A 14125-nucleotide genomic window follows, 5' to 3' on the forward strand; every position below is an offset into this window, starting at 1 on the left:
TCACGATATATCGCGAATATCGGAAGTCAAGGCGGTCGCCGAACGGAGGGTGAGGGCTTGATCACGACCAAGGGACGACCAAGGAGCGGTCAAGCGGGCGTCAAGAGGCGCCGGGGCGTAGAGCCCCGCTAGAGCGCCGCTAGAGGGTCGTGGAGGGCATATGTTCGAACTGTTACCTTCATGGCCAACCCAAGGGAGGGAAGGGGTCGGTGAGGCCGATGGGAACAGTATTCGCGGAATTCTCCGAGCGAGGAGAACCCGAAGAACGGGAAGGGTCGGGGGACGGGCGATCCGTCATTCAACTGCTCGTTCGGGCGGCGCGGGACCACCCGGCCGCCGGCCTCCGCTATATCTCCGCCGAGGCGGCGGGCGGGGCGATATCGCAGTCCTATCCGGAACTCCTCGCCGAGGCGCGGGAAATGCTCGGCGGACTGCGCGAACGGGGCTTGCGGCCGGGCGACAGAGTGGCCCTGCTCGTGCCCGACCAGCGGGAGTTCGTGACCGTCTTCTGGGCCTGCCTGCTGGGCGGCTTCGTCCCCTGTCCGCTGGTACAACCGCCCGGCACCGTCACCCGCTGGGCCGCCCAGCTCACCCACCTCGACCGGCTGTTGGACGGGCCGCTCCTGGTCACCACCGAGGCGCTGGCCGCCGGGCTGCCCGTGGTGCCGGGGCGCGGGACGGCCCTGCTGGAGGAGTTGCGGGGCGACCACGCGCCGGCCCCGGACCATCAGGCCGCGCCCGAGGACCTCGCGCTGCTGGTGCTGACCTCCGGCTCCACCGGCAATGCCAAGGCGGTCATGCTGACCCATGGAAATCTGCTCGCCTCCATGGCGGGGAAGGCGGAAACGCAGCGTCTCACCGCCGCGGACACCACCTTCAACTGGATTTCCTTCGACCATGTCGCCGCGCTCCTCGAAGCGCACCTGCTGCCGCTCGCGGTGGGCGCCACGCAATGGCACGCGCCGGCCCGGACCGTTCTGGAAAACCCGCTGGAATTCCTGCGCATCGTCTCCCGGCACCGGGTCACGATGACGTTCACGCCGAATTTCCTCCTCGGCTCGCTCAACGAGGCGGCGCACGGGCTGACGGAAAGCGGCGAGCGGCTCGACCTCGGCGCGCTGCGCCACATCGTCAGCGGCGGTGAGGCCAACGTCGTCGCCACCGGTGAGGAGTTCCTCGCCGGCTACGCCGCGCACGGGCTGCGCGGCTCCGCGCTCTGGCCGGCCTTCGGCATGACCGAGACCTGCGCCGGCAGCGTTTACAACCGTGACTTCCCCGCGGCCGACGCGGGCGCCGCCTTCGCCAACCTCGGCCGGCCCGTCCGGGGCCTGGAGATCCGGGTCGCGGACGAGCACCACCGGCCGCTGCCCGAGGGCGAGGTCGGCGAGCTCCAGCTGCGCGGCACGATGATCACCCGCGGCTACTACAACGACGCCGAGGCCACCGCGGCGGCCTTCACCCCCGATGGCTGGTTCCGCAGCGGCGACCTGGGCCGCGTCGTCGACGGCCGGCTCAGCCTCGAGGGGCGCAGCAAGGACAGCATCATCGTCAACGGCGTCAACTACTTCAGCCAGGAGATCGAGACGGCGCTGGAGCAGCTCGACGGCATCACGCCCGGCCATGTCGCGGCCTTCCCCACCCGCGCGCCGGGCAGCGACACCGAGCAGCTCGTGATCGCCTTCCACGCCGAGGCCGCGGCCCTCCCGGCGCCGGACCGCCCCCAGACCGCCGCCGACGAGGCCGAGCTGCACCGGCTGCTGACCGCCGTGCGCGCCACCACCGTCATGCTCTGGGGCTTCCGGCCGTCGGTGATCCTGCCGCTGCCCAAGGACGCCTTCCCCAAGACCAGCCTCGGCAAGACGCTGCGCCGCCGGATGCGGCAGACGCTGGAGAGCGGCGGCTACGCCGAGGTCGCCGCCCATGTCGCGGAGCTGACCTGCCGCCGGCTCGGCGGCCACACCCCGCCCCGTCCCGGCACCGAGCAGGTCCTCGCCGAGATCTACGCCGAGATGTTCGGCACCACCCCGGACCGGATCAGCGCCACCGCCAGCTTCTTCGACCTCGGCGGCACCTCCCTGGACATCCTGCGGCTGCGCCGCCGCGTCGACCAGCGGCTGGGTGTGCCCGACCTGCCGGTGATCACCGTGCTGACCGCCCCCTCCGTACGGGCGCTGGCCGCCCGCGTCGACGCCGGGCCGGGGGCCGACGGGGGCCGCCGGGTGGCCGAGTACGACCCGGTCGTGCCGCTGCAGACCGGTGGCGCCAAGACCCCGCTGTTCTGTGTCCACCCCGGCGTCGGCGAGGTGCTCGTCTTCGTCAACCTCGCCAAGTACTTCGCCGGCGACCGGCCGTTCTACGCGCTGCGCGCCCGCGGCTTCAACGAGGGCGAGAAGCCCTTCGAGAGCTTCGAGGAGATGGTCTCCACGTATGTGGCCGCCATCCGCGCCCGCCAGCCGCACGGCCCCTACGCCGTCGCCGGCTACTCCTACGGCGGCGCGGTCGCCTTCGAGATCGCCAAGGCGCTGGAGGCGCTCGGCGAGCGGGTCGACTTCGTCGGCAGCTTCAACCTGCCCCCGCACATCAAGTACCGGATGAACGAGCTCGACTTCATCGAGACCGCCACCAACCTCGCCTTCTTCCTCGACCTGATCGGGAAGCAGCAGTCGCTGGAGCTGCCCGCCGTGCTGCGACCGCTGCCCCGCGCCGAGCAGCTCGCCCGCTTCATGGAGCTCGCCCCGCCCGGCCGACTGGCCGAGCTCGACCTGGACCAGGAGAAGTTCGCCGCCTGGGCCGAGCTGGCCGATGGACTGACCGATCTGGGGCGCACCTACACTCCATCCGGAAAGGTCCGTTCCATGACGGTCTTCTACGCCACCCCGCTGCGCGGCACCAAGGCGGACTGGCTGGAGAAGGAGATCCGGCGCTGGGACGACCACACCACGGGGGCGAACCGGTACATCGACGTCCCCGGCGAGCACTACACCCTCATGGGACCGCGCCACGTCGCGACCTTCCAGGCCGTGCTGCGCCGGGAGCTGGACCGCGCCCTGGGCGACGCCGACCGAGAGCACGTCGGCGGGTGACGACAGCGGATCAGCTAAGGAGCGGGCAGCGGATGGAAGGCAAGAAGATCCTGATCACGGGCGGCACCGGGCAGGTCGCCCGGCCGGTCGCCGAGGCGCTCGCGCGCCGCAACGAGGTGTGGTGCGTGGGCCGCTTCGGCACCCCGGGCGTCGAGGACGCGCTGCGCGCCCAGGGCATCGTGACCCGCCGTTGGGACATGGACGACCTGGAGGGGGCGGACTACGTGGGACTGCCCACCGACTTCACCCATGTCCTGCACTCGGCCGTCCGCCGCGGCGAGGACGGTGACGTCAACGCCGCCATCGAGGTCAACTCGCTGGCCTGCGGGCGTCTGATGCACCACTGTCGTACCGCCGAGGCGTTCCTGTTCGTGTCCACCGGGGCCCTCTACAAGCGGCAGTCCCTGGACCACGCCTACACCGAGGACGACCCGGTCGACGGGGTCGCGGACTGGCTGCCGGCCTACCCGGTGGGCAAGATCGCCGCGGAGGGGGCGGTGCGCGCCTTCGCCGCGGTGCTGGGCCTGCCGACCACCATCGCCCGGCTCAACATCGCCTACGGCCCGGGTGGCTACGGCGGGGTGCCGATGCTCTACTTCAAGCGGATGCTGGCGGGCGAGCCGATACCGGTGCCGCGCCAGGGGCAGAACTGGTGCTCCCCGCTCCACACCGACGACCTGGTGGACCAGGTCCCGGCCCTGTGGGCGGCCGCCACCACGCCGGCGACCCTGGTCAACTGGGGCGGCGACGAGCCGATGGGCATGACCGACTGCGTGCGCCACCTGGAGGAGCTCACCGGGGTGCCGGCCCGTCTGGTCCCCAGCGAGGTCACCCGCGAGACCTACCGCTTCGACCCGACCCGGCGCCGGGAGCTGACCGGCCCCTGTCGGGTCTCGTGGCGGGAGGGCATCCGGCGCACACTGGAGGGGCTGCACCCCGATCATGTGAAGCCGCGTGCGACGCAGCACGTGACGCGGCGCGACGAAGCCTAAGGAGACCGGATCACCGTGGCGTCCCCGAACATCGAGGCCATCCAGAGGTCCTACGCCGGATTCCGGACCGGCGACCCGGACGGTCTGCTGTCGGCCATGCACCCCGACGTGGAGTGGGTCCACCCCGACGGACTGGAGAAGTACGGGCTGGGCGGCACCAAGCTGGGCCATGACGGGGTGCGCGCCTTCCTCGCGCGGGTCCCCGCGGTGCTCGGCGGGATGCGGCTGGAACCCCGGGAGTTCATCGAGCAGGGCGACCGGGTGGTGGTCTTCGGCACCCGCCAGGTCACCTCGCTCAGCGGCAGGACCGCCACCCTGGACTTCGTGCACTCCTGGACCATGCGGGACGGCAAGGCGACCCGCGTGGAGGACATCTTCGACACCGTCGTCTTCAACGAGCTGCTCGACAGCTGAGCCTCCCCGCTGGGGCCGCCGGGTCCTGCCCGGCGGCCCCACCGACGTTTTCCAGCCGCTGCCGGGGCGGCGCGCCGCGGGCCCCGGTGCCGCTCCCCGCCGCCCCGTCCCGCCCCGTGTCGTCAGACGGTGCTGACGACCTCCTCGTACGCCAGTCGCGGCAGCCGCCCCATCCAGGCGTCCGGCCCCGGCCGGCCGATGTTGACCACGCACAGCGCCCGGTGCCGGCCGTCGGGGAAGAACTCGGCGCTGACGGCGTCCGCGTCGAACCCGATCATCGGCCCGGCGGCCAGCCCCGCGGCGCGCACCCCCACGATGAGGTAGCCGATCTGGATCGCGGTGTTGAACCGCGCCGACTCCTCCCGCGCGGCCGGGTCCGCGAACAGCGCCTGGGGGTTCTCCATGAAGGGCACCAGCCGCGGCAGCTCCTCGTGGAAGTCCAGATCCGCCCCGACCACCGCCACCAGCGGCGCCTTGGCGGTCTTCTCCTGGTTGCGGCCCGTCATCAGGGGCACCAGCCGGTCCCGCGCCTCCGGCGACCGCACCAGGACCACCCGCAGCGGCTGCTGGTTCAGCGAGGTGGGACCGTACTTGACCAACTCGTAGACGGCCCGCACCTGCTCGTCGGTGACCGGCTCGTCGGTGAAGGTGTGGGCGGTGCGGGCCGTGCGGAACAGCTGGTCCTGCACCTCGGCCGGCAGCGTGATGAGTTCGCTCATGGACCTCTCCTCGGGGGCGGTAAGAGGGCGAATTAACTGGACTGGACGGTCTGGTCCAGTCCAGATCTGGAAGGCTAGACTCGCAAGTCCACTGATGGCAAGGGCAGACTGAGGGACAGTCAGATAATCGAAGTGGCCGGGACGGCGAGAGGACGGCGGGCGATGCGCACGCACAGCGGGCCACGGACGCGGGAGGCGTCGCCACGACGCGGCGCCCCCGGACGCCCGGCGGGCCCGCAGCCCGCCAAGCGGCAGGCCATCCTGGAGGCCGCCGTCGCGGTCTTCCTGCGCGAGGGGTACGCACGGGCCAGCGTCGACGTCATCGCCGACGAGGCCCGGGTGTCCAAGCAGACGGTCTACAACCACTTCGGCGACAAGCAGACCCTGTTCATCGCCGCGGTCGAGGGCGAGCGCCGACGGGTGGCGGAGGGCTTCGCGCCCGGCGCCGCGGGGCCCGACGACGACGCGGAGCGGGACGCCCGCGCGGCGCTGACCGCCTTCGGCCACCGAGTGCTCCAGGTGCTGCTGGACGAGCGCGCCTCCGCGCTGCGCCGGCTGGTCATCGCCGAGGTCGCGCGCCACCCCTGGCTGCGCCCGGCCTGCGCCGAGGGGGAGCCCCGGCAACTGGTGTCCGCCCTTGCTGAAACGCTTCGCCACCGTGACGCGCGGGGTGAGCTGAGCGTCCCCGACCCGGAGACCGGAGCCCGTCAGTTCGTGGCGCTCCTGGTGCAACAGGGCCTGCACCAGTCCATGTACGGCACCCGCCCGCTGACCGGCCGTGAGGCCGCGGACATCTGCGAGCAGGCCGCCGAGCTGTTCGTCCGCGCGTACCGCAGGTGACGTGTGAGGAGGTGGCACCCATGTTCGGACACGTTCTCGGACCGCTGACGCTGCACCATGGCACCAGGTCCGCGGTCCCGACCGCGATGAAACCGCGGAAGGTCCTGTCGCTGCTGCTGCTGAACGACGGCCGGGTGGTGCCGGTGTCGGCGCTCATGGCGGAGCTGTGGGGCGACGCACCACCCCGCACCGCGCCGACCACGCTCCAGACCTACATCCTGCATCTGCGCAAGCTGCTCGCCGAGACGCTGTCCACCACGCCCGCGGCCGTCGCCCGCGACGTGCTGCAGACCCGGCCCGGCGGCTACGCCTTCCTGCTGCGCCCCGGCGAGCTGGATCTGCACGCCTACCGCGACCTGGTGTCCGCCGGGGACTGCGCGCTGGAGGGCGGCGACGAGCGCACCGCGGAGTCCGCGTTCCGGCGCGCGCTGCGGCTCTGGCAGGGACCGGCCCTGATGGATGTGGCGCACGGCCGACCGCTCCAGGCGGCGGTCGCCCGGCTGGAACAGTCCCGACTCACCGTCACCGAGCGGAGCATCGAGTGCCGGCTGCGACTCGGCGGCCACCAGGAGGCGCTGTGCGACCTGGCCGCGCTCATCGTCGAGCACCGCTTCCACGAGGGGATGCACGGCCAGTACATGCTCGCCCTGCACCGCTCCGGCCAGCGCACCCGGGCGCTCGCCGTCTACCAGCGGCTGCGGCTGGCGATGGCCGAGGAGCTCGGCCTGGAGCCGTCGCTGCGGTTGCAGCGGCTCCAGCAGGCCGTGCTGAGCTGCGACCCCCGGCTGGACCACGAGGCACCGGCGCCCGCCCCGGGCCGGGGGCCGGCCGTGGCCTGACCGCGGGCGCCGCGGACCGCCGGCGCCGTGCGTGCCGCTACGGCAGCGCTTACTCCTCGTCGTCCTCGTCGTCGAGGCGGGCCAGCCAGGTGGCCAGCCGCTCCACCGGCACCTCGAAGTCCGGGTTCAGGTCGACGAAGGTGCGCAGCTGCTCGGCGAGCCACTCGAAGGTGACCTCCTCCTCGCCGCGCCGCTTCTCCAGCTCCTCGATGCCACGGTCGGTGAAGTACATGCGAACAGCCTAGTACGCCCGGTACGCCGGAAGGCCCGGTCCCCGCGGTGTGCGGGGACCGGGCCTTCCGGTGCACGACGCCTTGCTCGGGCGCCTCGGTCAGCAGTCGAAGACCTCGCTGACCAGGGCCTGCTGCTCGGCCTGGTGGCGCTTGTTCGAACCGACCGCCGGGGACGAGGAGTGCGGACGGGAGACCCGCCGCAGCCGCTCGGCCGGCGGCAGGTCGGCACCCACCGCCAGGTCCAGGTGGTCGATCAGGTTGAGCGCGATGAACGGCCAGGCACCCTGGTTCGCCGGCTCCTCCTGGGCCCACACGAACTTCTCGGCACCCGCGTACTTGGAGATCTCCGCCTGGAGCTCCGCACCCGGCAGCGGGTACAGCCGCTCCAGCCGGATCAGCGCGGTGTCGGTGATGCCGCGCTTCTCCCGCTCCGCCACCAGGTCGTAGTAGACCTTGCCGGAGGTGAAGACGACCTTGCGCACCGCCGCCGGGTCCACCGAGTCATCGCCGATGACCGGGCGGAACCCGCCACTGGTGAACTCCTCCGCCTTCGAGGAGGCCGCCTTGAGCCGGAGCATCGACTTCGGGGTGAAGACGACCAGCGGCTTGTGGTGCGGGTTGTGCACCTGCCAGCGCAGCAGGTGGAAGTAGTTCGACGGCAGCGTCGGCATGGCGACCGTCATGTTGTCCTGGGCGCACAGCTGGAGGAAGCGCTCGGGACGGGCCGAGGAGTGGTCCGGGCCCTGGCCCTCGTAGCCGTGCGGCAGCAGCAGCGTGACGCCGGAGGTCTGGCCCCACTTCTGCTCGGCGGAGGAGATGAACTCGTCCACGACGGTCTGCGCGCCGTTGACGAAGTCGCCGAACTGCGCCTCCCACATCACCAGCGCGTCCGGGCGGGCCAGCGAGTAGCCGTACTCGAAGCCCATCGCCGCGTACTCGCTCAGCAGCGAGTCGTAGACGGTGAAGCGCGCCTGGTCGTCGGAGAGGTAGAGCAGCGGGGTGTAGTCCTCGCCGGTCTCACGGTCGATGAGCACCGCGTGGCGCTGGCCGAAGGTGCCGCGGCGGGAGTCCTGGCCGGCGAGCCGGACCGGGGTGCCCTCCATCAGCAGCGAGCCGATCGCCAGGGTCTCGCCCATGCCCCAGTCGATGGTGCCGTCCTCGACCATGGCCGCGCGCCGCTGGAGCTGCGGGAGCAGTCGCGGGTGCACGGTGACGTGGTCGGGGATGTTCACCTGGGACTCGGCGATGCGCTTGACGACCTCCTGGGAGACGCCGGTCTGCACCGCCGCCGGGAACTCCGCCTGCGGCTCGGGGACCTCGGCCGGGGCCGGGGTCGCGGTGGCCTCGCGGACCTCGGTGAAGACCTTCTCCAGCTGGCCCTGGAAGTCCTGCAGCGCCTGCTCGGCCTCCTCCAGCGTGATGTCGCCGCGACCGATGAGGGACTCGGTGTAGAGCTTGCGCACCGAGCGCTTCTTGTCGATCAGGTCGTACATCAGCGGCTGGGTGAAGGCCGGGTTGTCCGACTCGTTGTGGCCGCGACGGCGGTAGCAGATCAGGTCGATGACGACGTCCTTGTTGAACGCCTGGCGGAACTCGAAGGCCAGCCGCGCGACGCGGACCACGGCCTCCGGGTCGTCACCGTTCACGTGGAAGATCGGAGCCTCGATCATGCGGGCCACGTCGGTGGCGTACATGGAGGAGCGCGAGGCCTCCGGCGCGGCGGTGAAGCCGACCTGGTTGTTGATGACGATGTGCACGGTGCCGCCGGTGCGGTAGCCGCGCAGCTGCGACATGTTCAGCGTCTCCGCGACGACGCCCTGGCCGGCGAAGGCCGCGTCGCCGTGCAGCGCCACCGGCAGCACGGTGAAGTCGGTGCCCGCCTTGCCGATGATGTCCTGCTTGGCGCGCGCGACGCCCTCCACGACCGGGTCGACCGCCTCCAGGTGGGAGGGGTTGGCGGTCAGCGAGACCTGGATCTGCTCGCCGTCCAGGCCGGTGAAGGTGCCCTCGGCGCCCAGGTGGTACTTCACGTCGCCGGAGCCGTGCATCGACTTCGGGTCGAGGTTGCCCTCGAACTCGCGGAAGATCTGTGCGTAGGACTTGCCCACGATGTTGGCGAGCACGTTGAGCCGGCCACGGTGGGCCATGCCGATGACGACCTCGTCCAGGCGCGACTCGGCGGCCGCGTCGATCACCGCGTCGAGCAGCGGGATCACGGACTCGCCGCCCTCCAGCGAGAACCGCTTCTGCCCGACGTACTTCGTCTGCAGGAAGGTCTCGAACGCCTCGGCCGAGTTCAGCCGGCGCAGGATGCGCAGCTGCTCCTCGCGCTCCGGCTTGGCGTGCGGCCGCTCCACGCGGTCCTGGATCCACTTGCGCTGCTTCGGGTCCTGGATGTGCATGAACTCGATGCCGGTGGTGCGGCAGTACGAGTCGCGCAGCACGCCCAGGATGTCGCGCAGCTTCATCATCGACTTGCCGGCGAAGCCGCCGACGGCGAACTCGCGCTCCAGGTCCCACAGGGTGAGCCCGTGCTCGGTGATGTCCAGGTCCGGGTGCTTGCGCTGGCGGTACTCCAGCGGGTCGGTGTCGGCCATGACGTGGCCGCGCACCCGGTAGGAGTGGATCAGCTCGAAGACGCGCGCCGCCTTGGTGACGTCGTCGTCGTGCGAGGCGTCGATGTCCTTCAGCCAGCGGATCGGCTCGTACGGGATCCGCAGCGCCTCGAAGATGTCGTCGTAGAAGCCGTCCTCGCCGAGGAGCAGGTTCGAGACGATGCGCAGGAACTCGCCGGAGGCGGCGCCCTGGATGACGCGGTGGTCGTAGGTCGAGGTCAGCGTCATCACCTTGGAGACGCCCAGCTTGTTCAGGGTGTCCTGGGAGGTGCCCTGGAACTCGGCCGGGTACTCCATCGCGCCGACGCCCATGATCACGGACTGGCCGGGCATCAGGCGGGGCACGGAGTGCACGGTGCCGATGCCGCCCGGGTTGGTCAGCGAGACGGTGACGCCGGTGAAGTCGTCCATCGTCAGCTTGTTCGCGCGGGCGCGGCGGACGATGTCCTCGTAGGCCTGCCAGAACTCGAAGAAGTTCAGCGTCTCGGCCTTCTTGATCGCCGCGACGACCAGCTGGCGGTCGCCGTTCGGCTTCACCAGGTCGATGGCGAGACCGAGGTTGACGTGCGGCGGCTTGACCAGCGTCGGCTTGCCGTCCTTCTCCGCGAAGGAGTAGTTCATCGACGGCATCGTCTTGATCGCACGCACCATCGCGTAGCCGATGAGGTGGGTGAAGGAGATCTTCCCGCCCCGGGCGCGCTTCAGGTGGTTGTTGATGACGATGCGGTTGTCGAAGAGCAGCTTGACCGGGACGGCCCGCACGCTGGTCGCGGTCGGGAGGTCGAGGCTCGCGCTCATGTTCTTGGCGACCGCGGCGGACGGGCCGCGCAGCGTCACGAACTCCGGACCGCCGGGCGCGGCGGCGGCCGGCTTGGCGGCGGCCGCGGGCTTGGCGGCGGCGGGCTTCGCCGGCGCGGCCGGGGCCTGCGCGGTGGGCTTCGCCGGTGCGGCCGGCCTGGCGGCGGCCGGGGCGGCACCCGCCGCCCCCGCGGCGGCGGTGCCGCTCGCGGCGGTCGGGGCCGGCGGCGTGGCCGGCGCGGCGGCGGTGGTGCCCGCCGCCCCCGAGGCGGCGGGGGCCGGCACGACGGGCGCGGCACCCCCGCTCACGGCCTGCGATGGCGCGGCCACCGCAGAGCTCGTGTCCTTGCCAGGCTTGTAGTCGGCGAAGAAGTCCCACCAGGCTCGGTCGACCGAGTTCGGGTCCTGGAGGTACTGCTGGTAGATCTCGTCGACGAGCCACTCATTGGGACCGAAGGCGTCGGCAGGGGTCTTCCCTTGCCCGTCCTTGTCGGTCGAGACGCTCGAAGTGTTGGGGGACTGTGGCGACACGGCGGCAACCGCCCTCTTCCGCTTCCTAAGGTGGTGGACAGCGGGAATAAAGGCTACGCCTCTTGGCCCCTTACGTGCAGGTCGCACAGGTCATCGTCGTGCATGTCACATTGATCGACGGGTTTCGGGGCGCGGCACGGCGGGAAACACCCGTCATTTCGGCCCTGTCTGATCCGTACGGTCCGCACGCGGGTACGCAAAAAGCGCGCCTCACACCGCTCGAATGTGTGCTTCCGCTCTCGACCCTACGGCACGGCAGGTCAACCCGGGTCGCGATCGACACCCGGAAGGCTGACCTTGATCCGGCAGCCACGAGGGGATTCGGCCACCCCTATGCGGCCACCGTGCAGATCCACCGCCCAGCGGGCGATGGCCAGCCCCAGGCCGGTGCCCCCGTCGCCCCCGGAGCCCTGGCCCTGGCCGGCGGCCTTGGGGCCGCCCCGGTTGAAGCGCTCGAACACCCGATGGCGCTCCGCCTCGGGGATGCCCGGGCCCTCGTCGATGACCTCCAGCTCCAGGCTCTGGGCGCCGTCGCCGCGCCGGGCGCGCACCGTGACCCGGCCGTGGGCCGGGCTGTGCTTCACGGCGTTGTCGATCAGGTTGGCGACCACCTGGTGCAGCCGCTCGCCGTCGGCGTGCGCGGTGAGGTCCGGAGGAAAGACGTCCAGGTTGAGGTGGACGTCCTTGCGGGAGTGGGAACCGGCGCGTGGATCGGAGGCGGCGCTCTTGGCCATGCTCGCCTCCTTGAGGATGCCGGCCAGATACGGCCACACCTCGAAGCGTCGGGCGTGCAGCGGCACCACCCCGTTGTCCAACCGGGACAGGTCCAGCAGCTGCTCCACCAGCCGGCTCAGCCGCTCGGTCTGCCGCAGCGCGATCCGCATGGTCTCCGGATCCGCCTCGGAGACGCCGTCGACCACGTTCTCCAGCACGGCCCGCAGGGCGGCGATCGGGGTGCGCAGCTCATGCGAGACGTTGGCCACCAGTTCCTTGCGGTGGGTGTCCACCGCCTCCAGGTCGGCGGCCATCCGGTTGAAGGCGGTGGCCAGGGCGCCGAACTCGTCCCGGCGCTCGGCCGCCCGCACCCGCCGGGTGTAGTCCCCGTGCGCCATCGCCCGGGTGACCTCGGTCATCTCGTCCAGCGGGGCGGACAGCCCGTGCGCCACGAACTGCGTGATCAGCAGCGAGGCGATGATCGAGAAGATCGTGATGACGCGGAGCTCGGTGTCGGAGTGCGCGGCCACGAACACCAGCAGGGTGGTGATGATCACCGAGCCGATGACCAGCGCCCCGAGCGCCGCCTTCACCGACCGGTAGGGGTCGAAGGGCCGCAGCGCCTCCCATACCCGACTCCAGGCGGCCCGTCCCGGCGGGAGTCTCATGCCGCGGGGGTCTCCAGGGCGTACCCGACGCCGTGCACGGTGCGGATCCGCTCGGCGCCGATCTTCCGGCGCAGCGCCTTGATGTGGCTGTCCACGGTCCGGGTGCCGGAGGCGTCCGCCCAGTCCCACACCTCCGCCAGCAGCTGCTCCCGGGAGAGCACCGCGCGCGGCGTGTTGGCCAGGCACACCAGCAGGTCGAACTCGGTGGGGGTGAGGTGGACATCGTTGCCACGAACCCGCACCCGGCGCTGGGCGTGGTCGATCTCCAGCTCGCCCAGCCGCAGGATGCCGCTGCGCGGGGTGTGCGCTGCCAGCGCCGCCCGCTCCACCCGGCGCAGCAGGACGTGCACCCGCGCCGCCAGCTCCCGCATCGAGAAGGGCTTGGTCATGTAGTCGTCGGCGCCGACCCCAAGCCCCACCAGCATGTCCGTCTCGTCGTCGCGTGCCGTGAGCATCAGCACCGGCACCGGTCGCCGGGCCTGCACCCGACGGCACACCTCCAGGCCGTCGAAGCCCGGCAGCATCACATCGAGGACCAGCAGGTCCGGCTGCCAGGCCTCGGCCGTGTCCACCGCCGCCGGGCCGTCGCCGGCGGTCTGCACCTGGAACCCCTCGGCGCGCAGCCGGGCCGCGATGGCGTCCACGATCGTCGGATCGTCCTCGACGACCAGCACTCTGCGCTGCGCGCCCGGTGTGGTCGCGGCGGCGCCGTTGTGGGTCGTGTGTGTCTGCTCCATACGCCCGCCCCTGCGTCGTCCTTCGTACCCGCGTACCCGGACGGTCACCGCCCGTACCGGTCGCGTTCGTAAGGCAAGAGCGTAAAGGCATCGCGAGGGGCTCGGCTACGCGCCCCGAACGGCGAGGTGGACCACGTCGGGGACACCACGGGCAACGGCGATCTCTTCGGTTCGTACGCCTGTGAAACCGGCATTCCGCAAGGCTGTTTCGAAAACGGACGACGGCCGCGCGGACCAGACCGCGAGCACTCCGCCGGGTGACAGGGCGGCACGGCAGGCGGCCAACCCCGTCGGGGTGTACAGCCCGTCGTTGTCCTCGGTGACGGTCCAGTCCGGGCCGTTGTCGATGTCCAGGCACAGGGCGTCGTAGGACCCGGGGGTCGCGGCGCGCACATGGGCCACCAGGTCGGTGTGGGCGATCTCGGTGCGGGGGTCGGCCAGCGCCGTGGCGGAGATCTCCGCCAACGGGCCCTCGCGGTGCCAGTCGATCACCGCGGCCTCACGCTCGACGACCGTGATCCGTCCCCAGCGCGGCTCGGCGGCCGCCTCGGCGAGTGAGAAGCCGACCCCGAGGCCGCCGATGAGCAGGTGCGGGGCCCGGTGGTCGGACGGGGTGCGCAGCGCCGCCAGCGCGGCGTGCACCAGCAGCCGCTCGGAGCGCCCGTCGGAGGTGTCCATCAGGAAGACCCCGTTGGCGATGATCTCGTACGTCTCGTCCCGCCGCCGCAGCACCACCTCCCCGAACGGCCCAGTCCTGCGCTCCAGGGTCACCGGCCGCCGGTCGGCGGCGTGCTCGACGGGGCTGGCCTCGTAGGGCGGTGGCATGTGCGGGCCTCCAGGGTTCGAAGCGATGTGTTCGACGCGGGTCAGGTTGCTCGCGAGCCGTGAAATGTGATGGCAATCACATCAGCGCTCGCCGCCGTCCCACGGCTTCATGGTCAA

The 14125-nt window shown here is 71.4% G+C and carries 11 protein-coding genes; 5 read left to right on the top strand and 6 right to left on the bottom strand.

The window, feature by feature from the left end:
* Positions 1-218 precede the first annotated feature (218 nt).
* From CD790_RS03570 to CD790_RS03580, 3 genes are read left to right on the top strand one after another with little or no spacing between them, the layout of a single operon-like run.
* Positions 219-3083, top strand: coding sequence for a non-ribosomal peptide synthetase (locus CD790_RS03570; RefSeq protein WP_144381468.1), 2865 nt, complete (start codon positions 219-221; stop codon positions 3081-3083).
* A gap of 32 nt (positions 3084-3115) precedes the next feature.
* A complete protein-coding gene (locus tag CD790_RS03575) occupies positions 3116-4075 on the top strand; it encodes an NAD(P)-dependent oxidoreductase (RefSeq protein ID WP_144381469.1) in 960 nt (319 codons plus the stop codon).
* Between the two features lie 15 nt (positions 4076-4090).
* Positions 4091-4489, top strand: coding sequence for a nuclear transport factor 2 family protein (locus CD790_RS03580; RefSeq protein WP_144381470.1), 399 nt, complete (start codon positions 4091-4093; stop codon positions 4487-4489).
* A gap of 122 nt (positions 4490-4611) precedes the next feature.
* Here the strand turns inward: CD790_RS03580 and CD790_RS03585 are convergent, their stop codons facing one another.
* Positions 4612-5208, bottom strand: coding sequence for a malonic semialdehyde reductase (locus tag CD790_RS03585; protein WP_144381471.1), 597 nt, complete (start codon positions 5206-5208; stop codon positions 4612-4614).
* Between the two features lie 162 nt (positions 5209-5370).
* Here CD790_RS03585 and CD790_RS03590 point away from each other — a divergent pair, with 162 nt between their 5' ends.
* Both CD790_RS03590 and CD790_RS03595 read left to right on the top strand, forming a co-directional pair.
* On the top strand, positions 5371-6048 hold the full coding sequence (locus CD790_RS03590; protein ID WP_144381472.1) for a TetR/AcrR family transcriptional regulator: 678 nt from the start codon (positions 5371-5373) through the stop codon (positions 6046-6048).
* A 20-nt stretch (positions 6049-6068) separates the two neighbouring features.
* A complete protein-coding gene (locus tag CD790_RS03595) occupies positions 6069-6887 on the top strand; it encodes an AfsR/SARP family transcriptional regulator (protein WP_144381473.1) in 819 nt (272 codons plus the stop codon).
* 49 nt (positions 6888-6936) lie between these two features.
* On the opposite strand, the gene CD790_RS03600 is transcribed toward CD790_RS03595, so the two are convergent.
* The 5 genes from CD790_RS03600 to CD790_RS03620 form a co-directional block, all read right to left on the bottom strand.
* Entirely contained in the window at positions 6937-7119 is a 183-nt protein-coding gene (locus tag CD790_RS03600) for a DUF6104 family protein (protein ID WP_005312030.1), read from the bottom strand.
* Positions 7120-7218: 99 nt separating this feature from the next.
* Positions 7219-11064: a multifunctional oxoglutarate decarboxylase/oxoglutarate dehydrogenase thiamine pyrophosphate-binding subunit/dihydrolipoyllysine-residue succinyltransferase subunit gene (locus CD790_RS03605; protein ID WP_144381474.1), complete on the bottom strand. Its 3846-nt coding sequence runs from the start codon at positions 11062-11064 to the stop codon at positions 7219-7221.
* A 260-nt stretch (positions 11065-11324) separates the two neighbouring features.
* Positions 11325-12446, bottom strand: coding sequence for an ATP-binding protein (locus CD790_RS03610; protein WP_144381475.1), 1122 nt, complete (start codon positions 12444-12446; stop codon positions 11325-11327).
* On the bottom strand, positions 12443-13183 hold the full coding sequence (locus CD790_RS03615; protein ID WP_144381476.1) for a response regulator transcription factor: 741 nt from the start codon (positions 13181-13183) through the stop codon (positions 12443-12445). The genes CD790_RS03610 and CD790_RS03615 overlap by 4 nt, the downstream gene beginning before the upstream one ends.
* A gap of 105 nt (positions 13184-13288) precedes the next feature.
* A complete protein-coding gene (locus CD790_RS03620) occupies positions 13289-14008 on the bottom strand; it encodes a spermidine synthase (RefSeq protein WP_144381477.1) in 720 nt (239 codons plus the stop codon).
* Positions 14009-14125: the final 117 nt, after the last annotated feature.

It is taken from the genome of Streptomyces sp. SAJ15 (assembly GCF_007595705.1).
Lineage (GTDB): Bacteria > Actinomycetota > Actinomycetes > Streptomycetales > Streptomycetaceae > Streptomyces.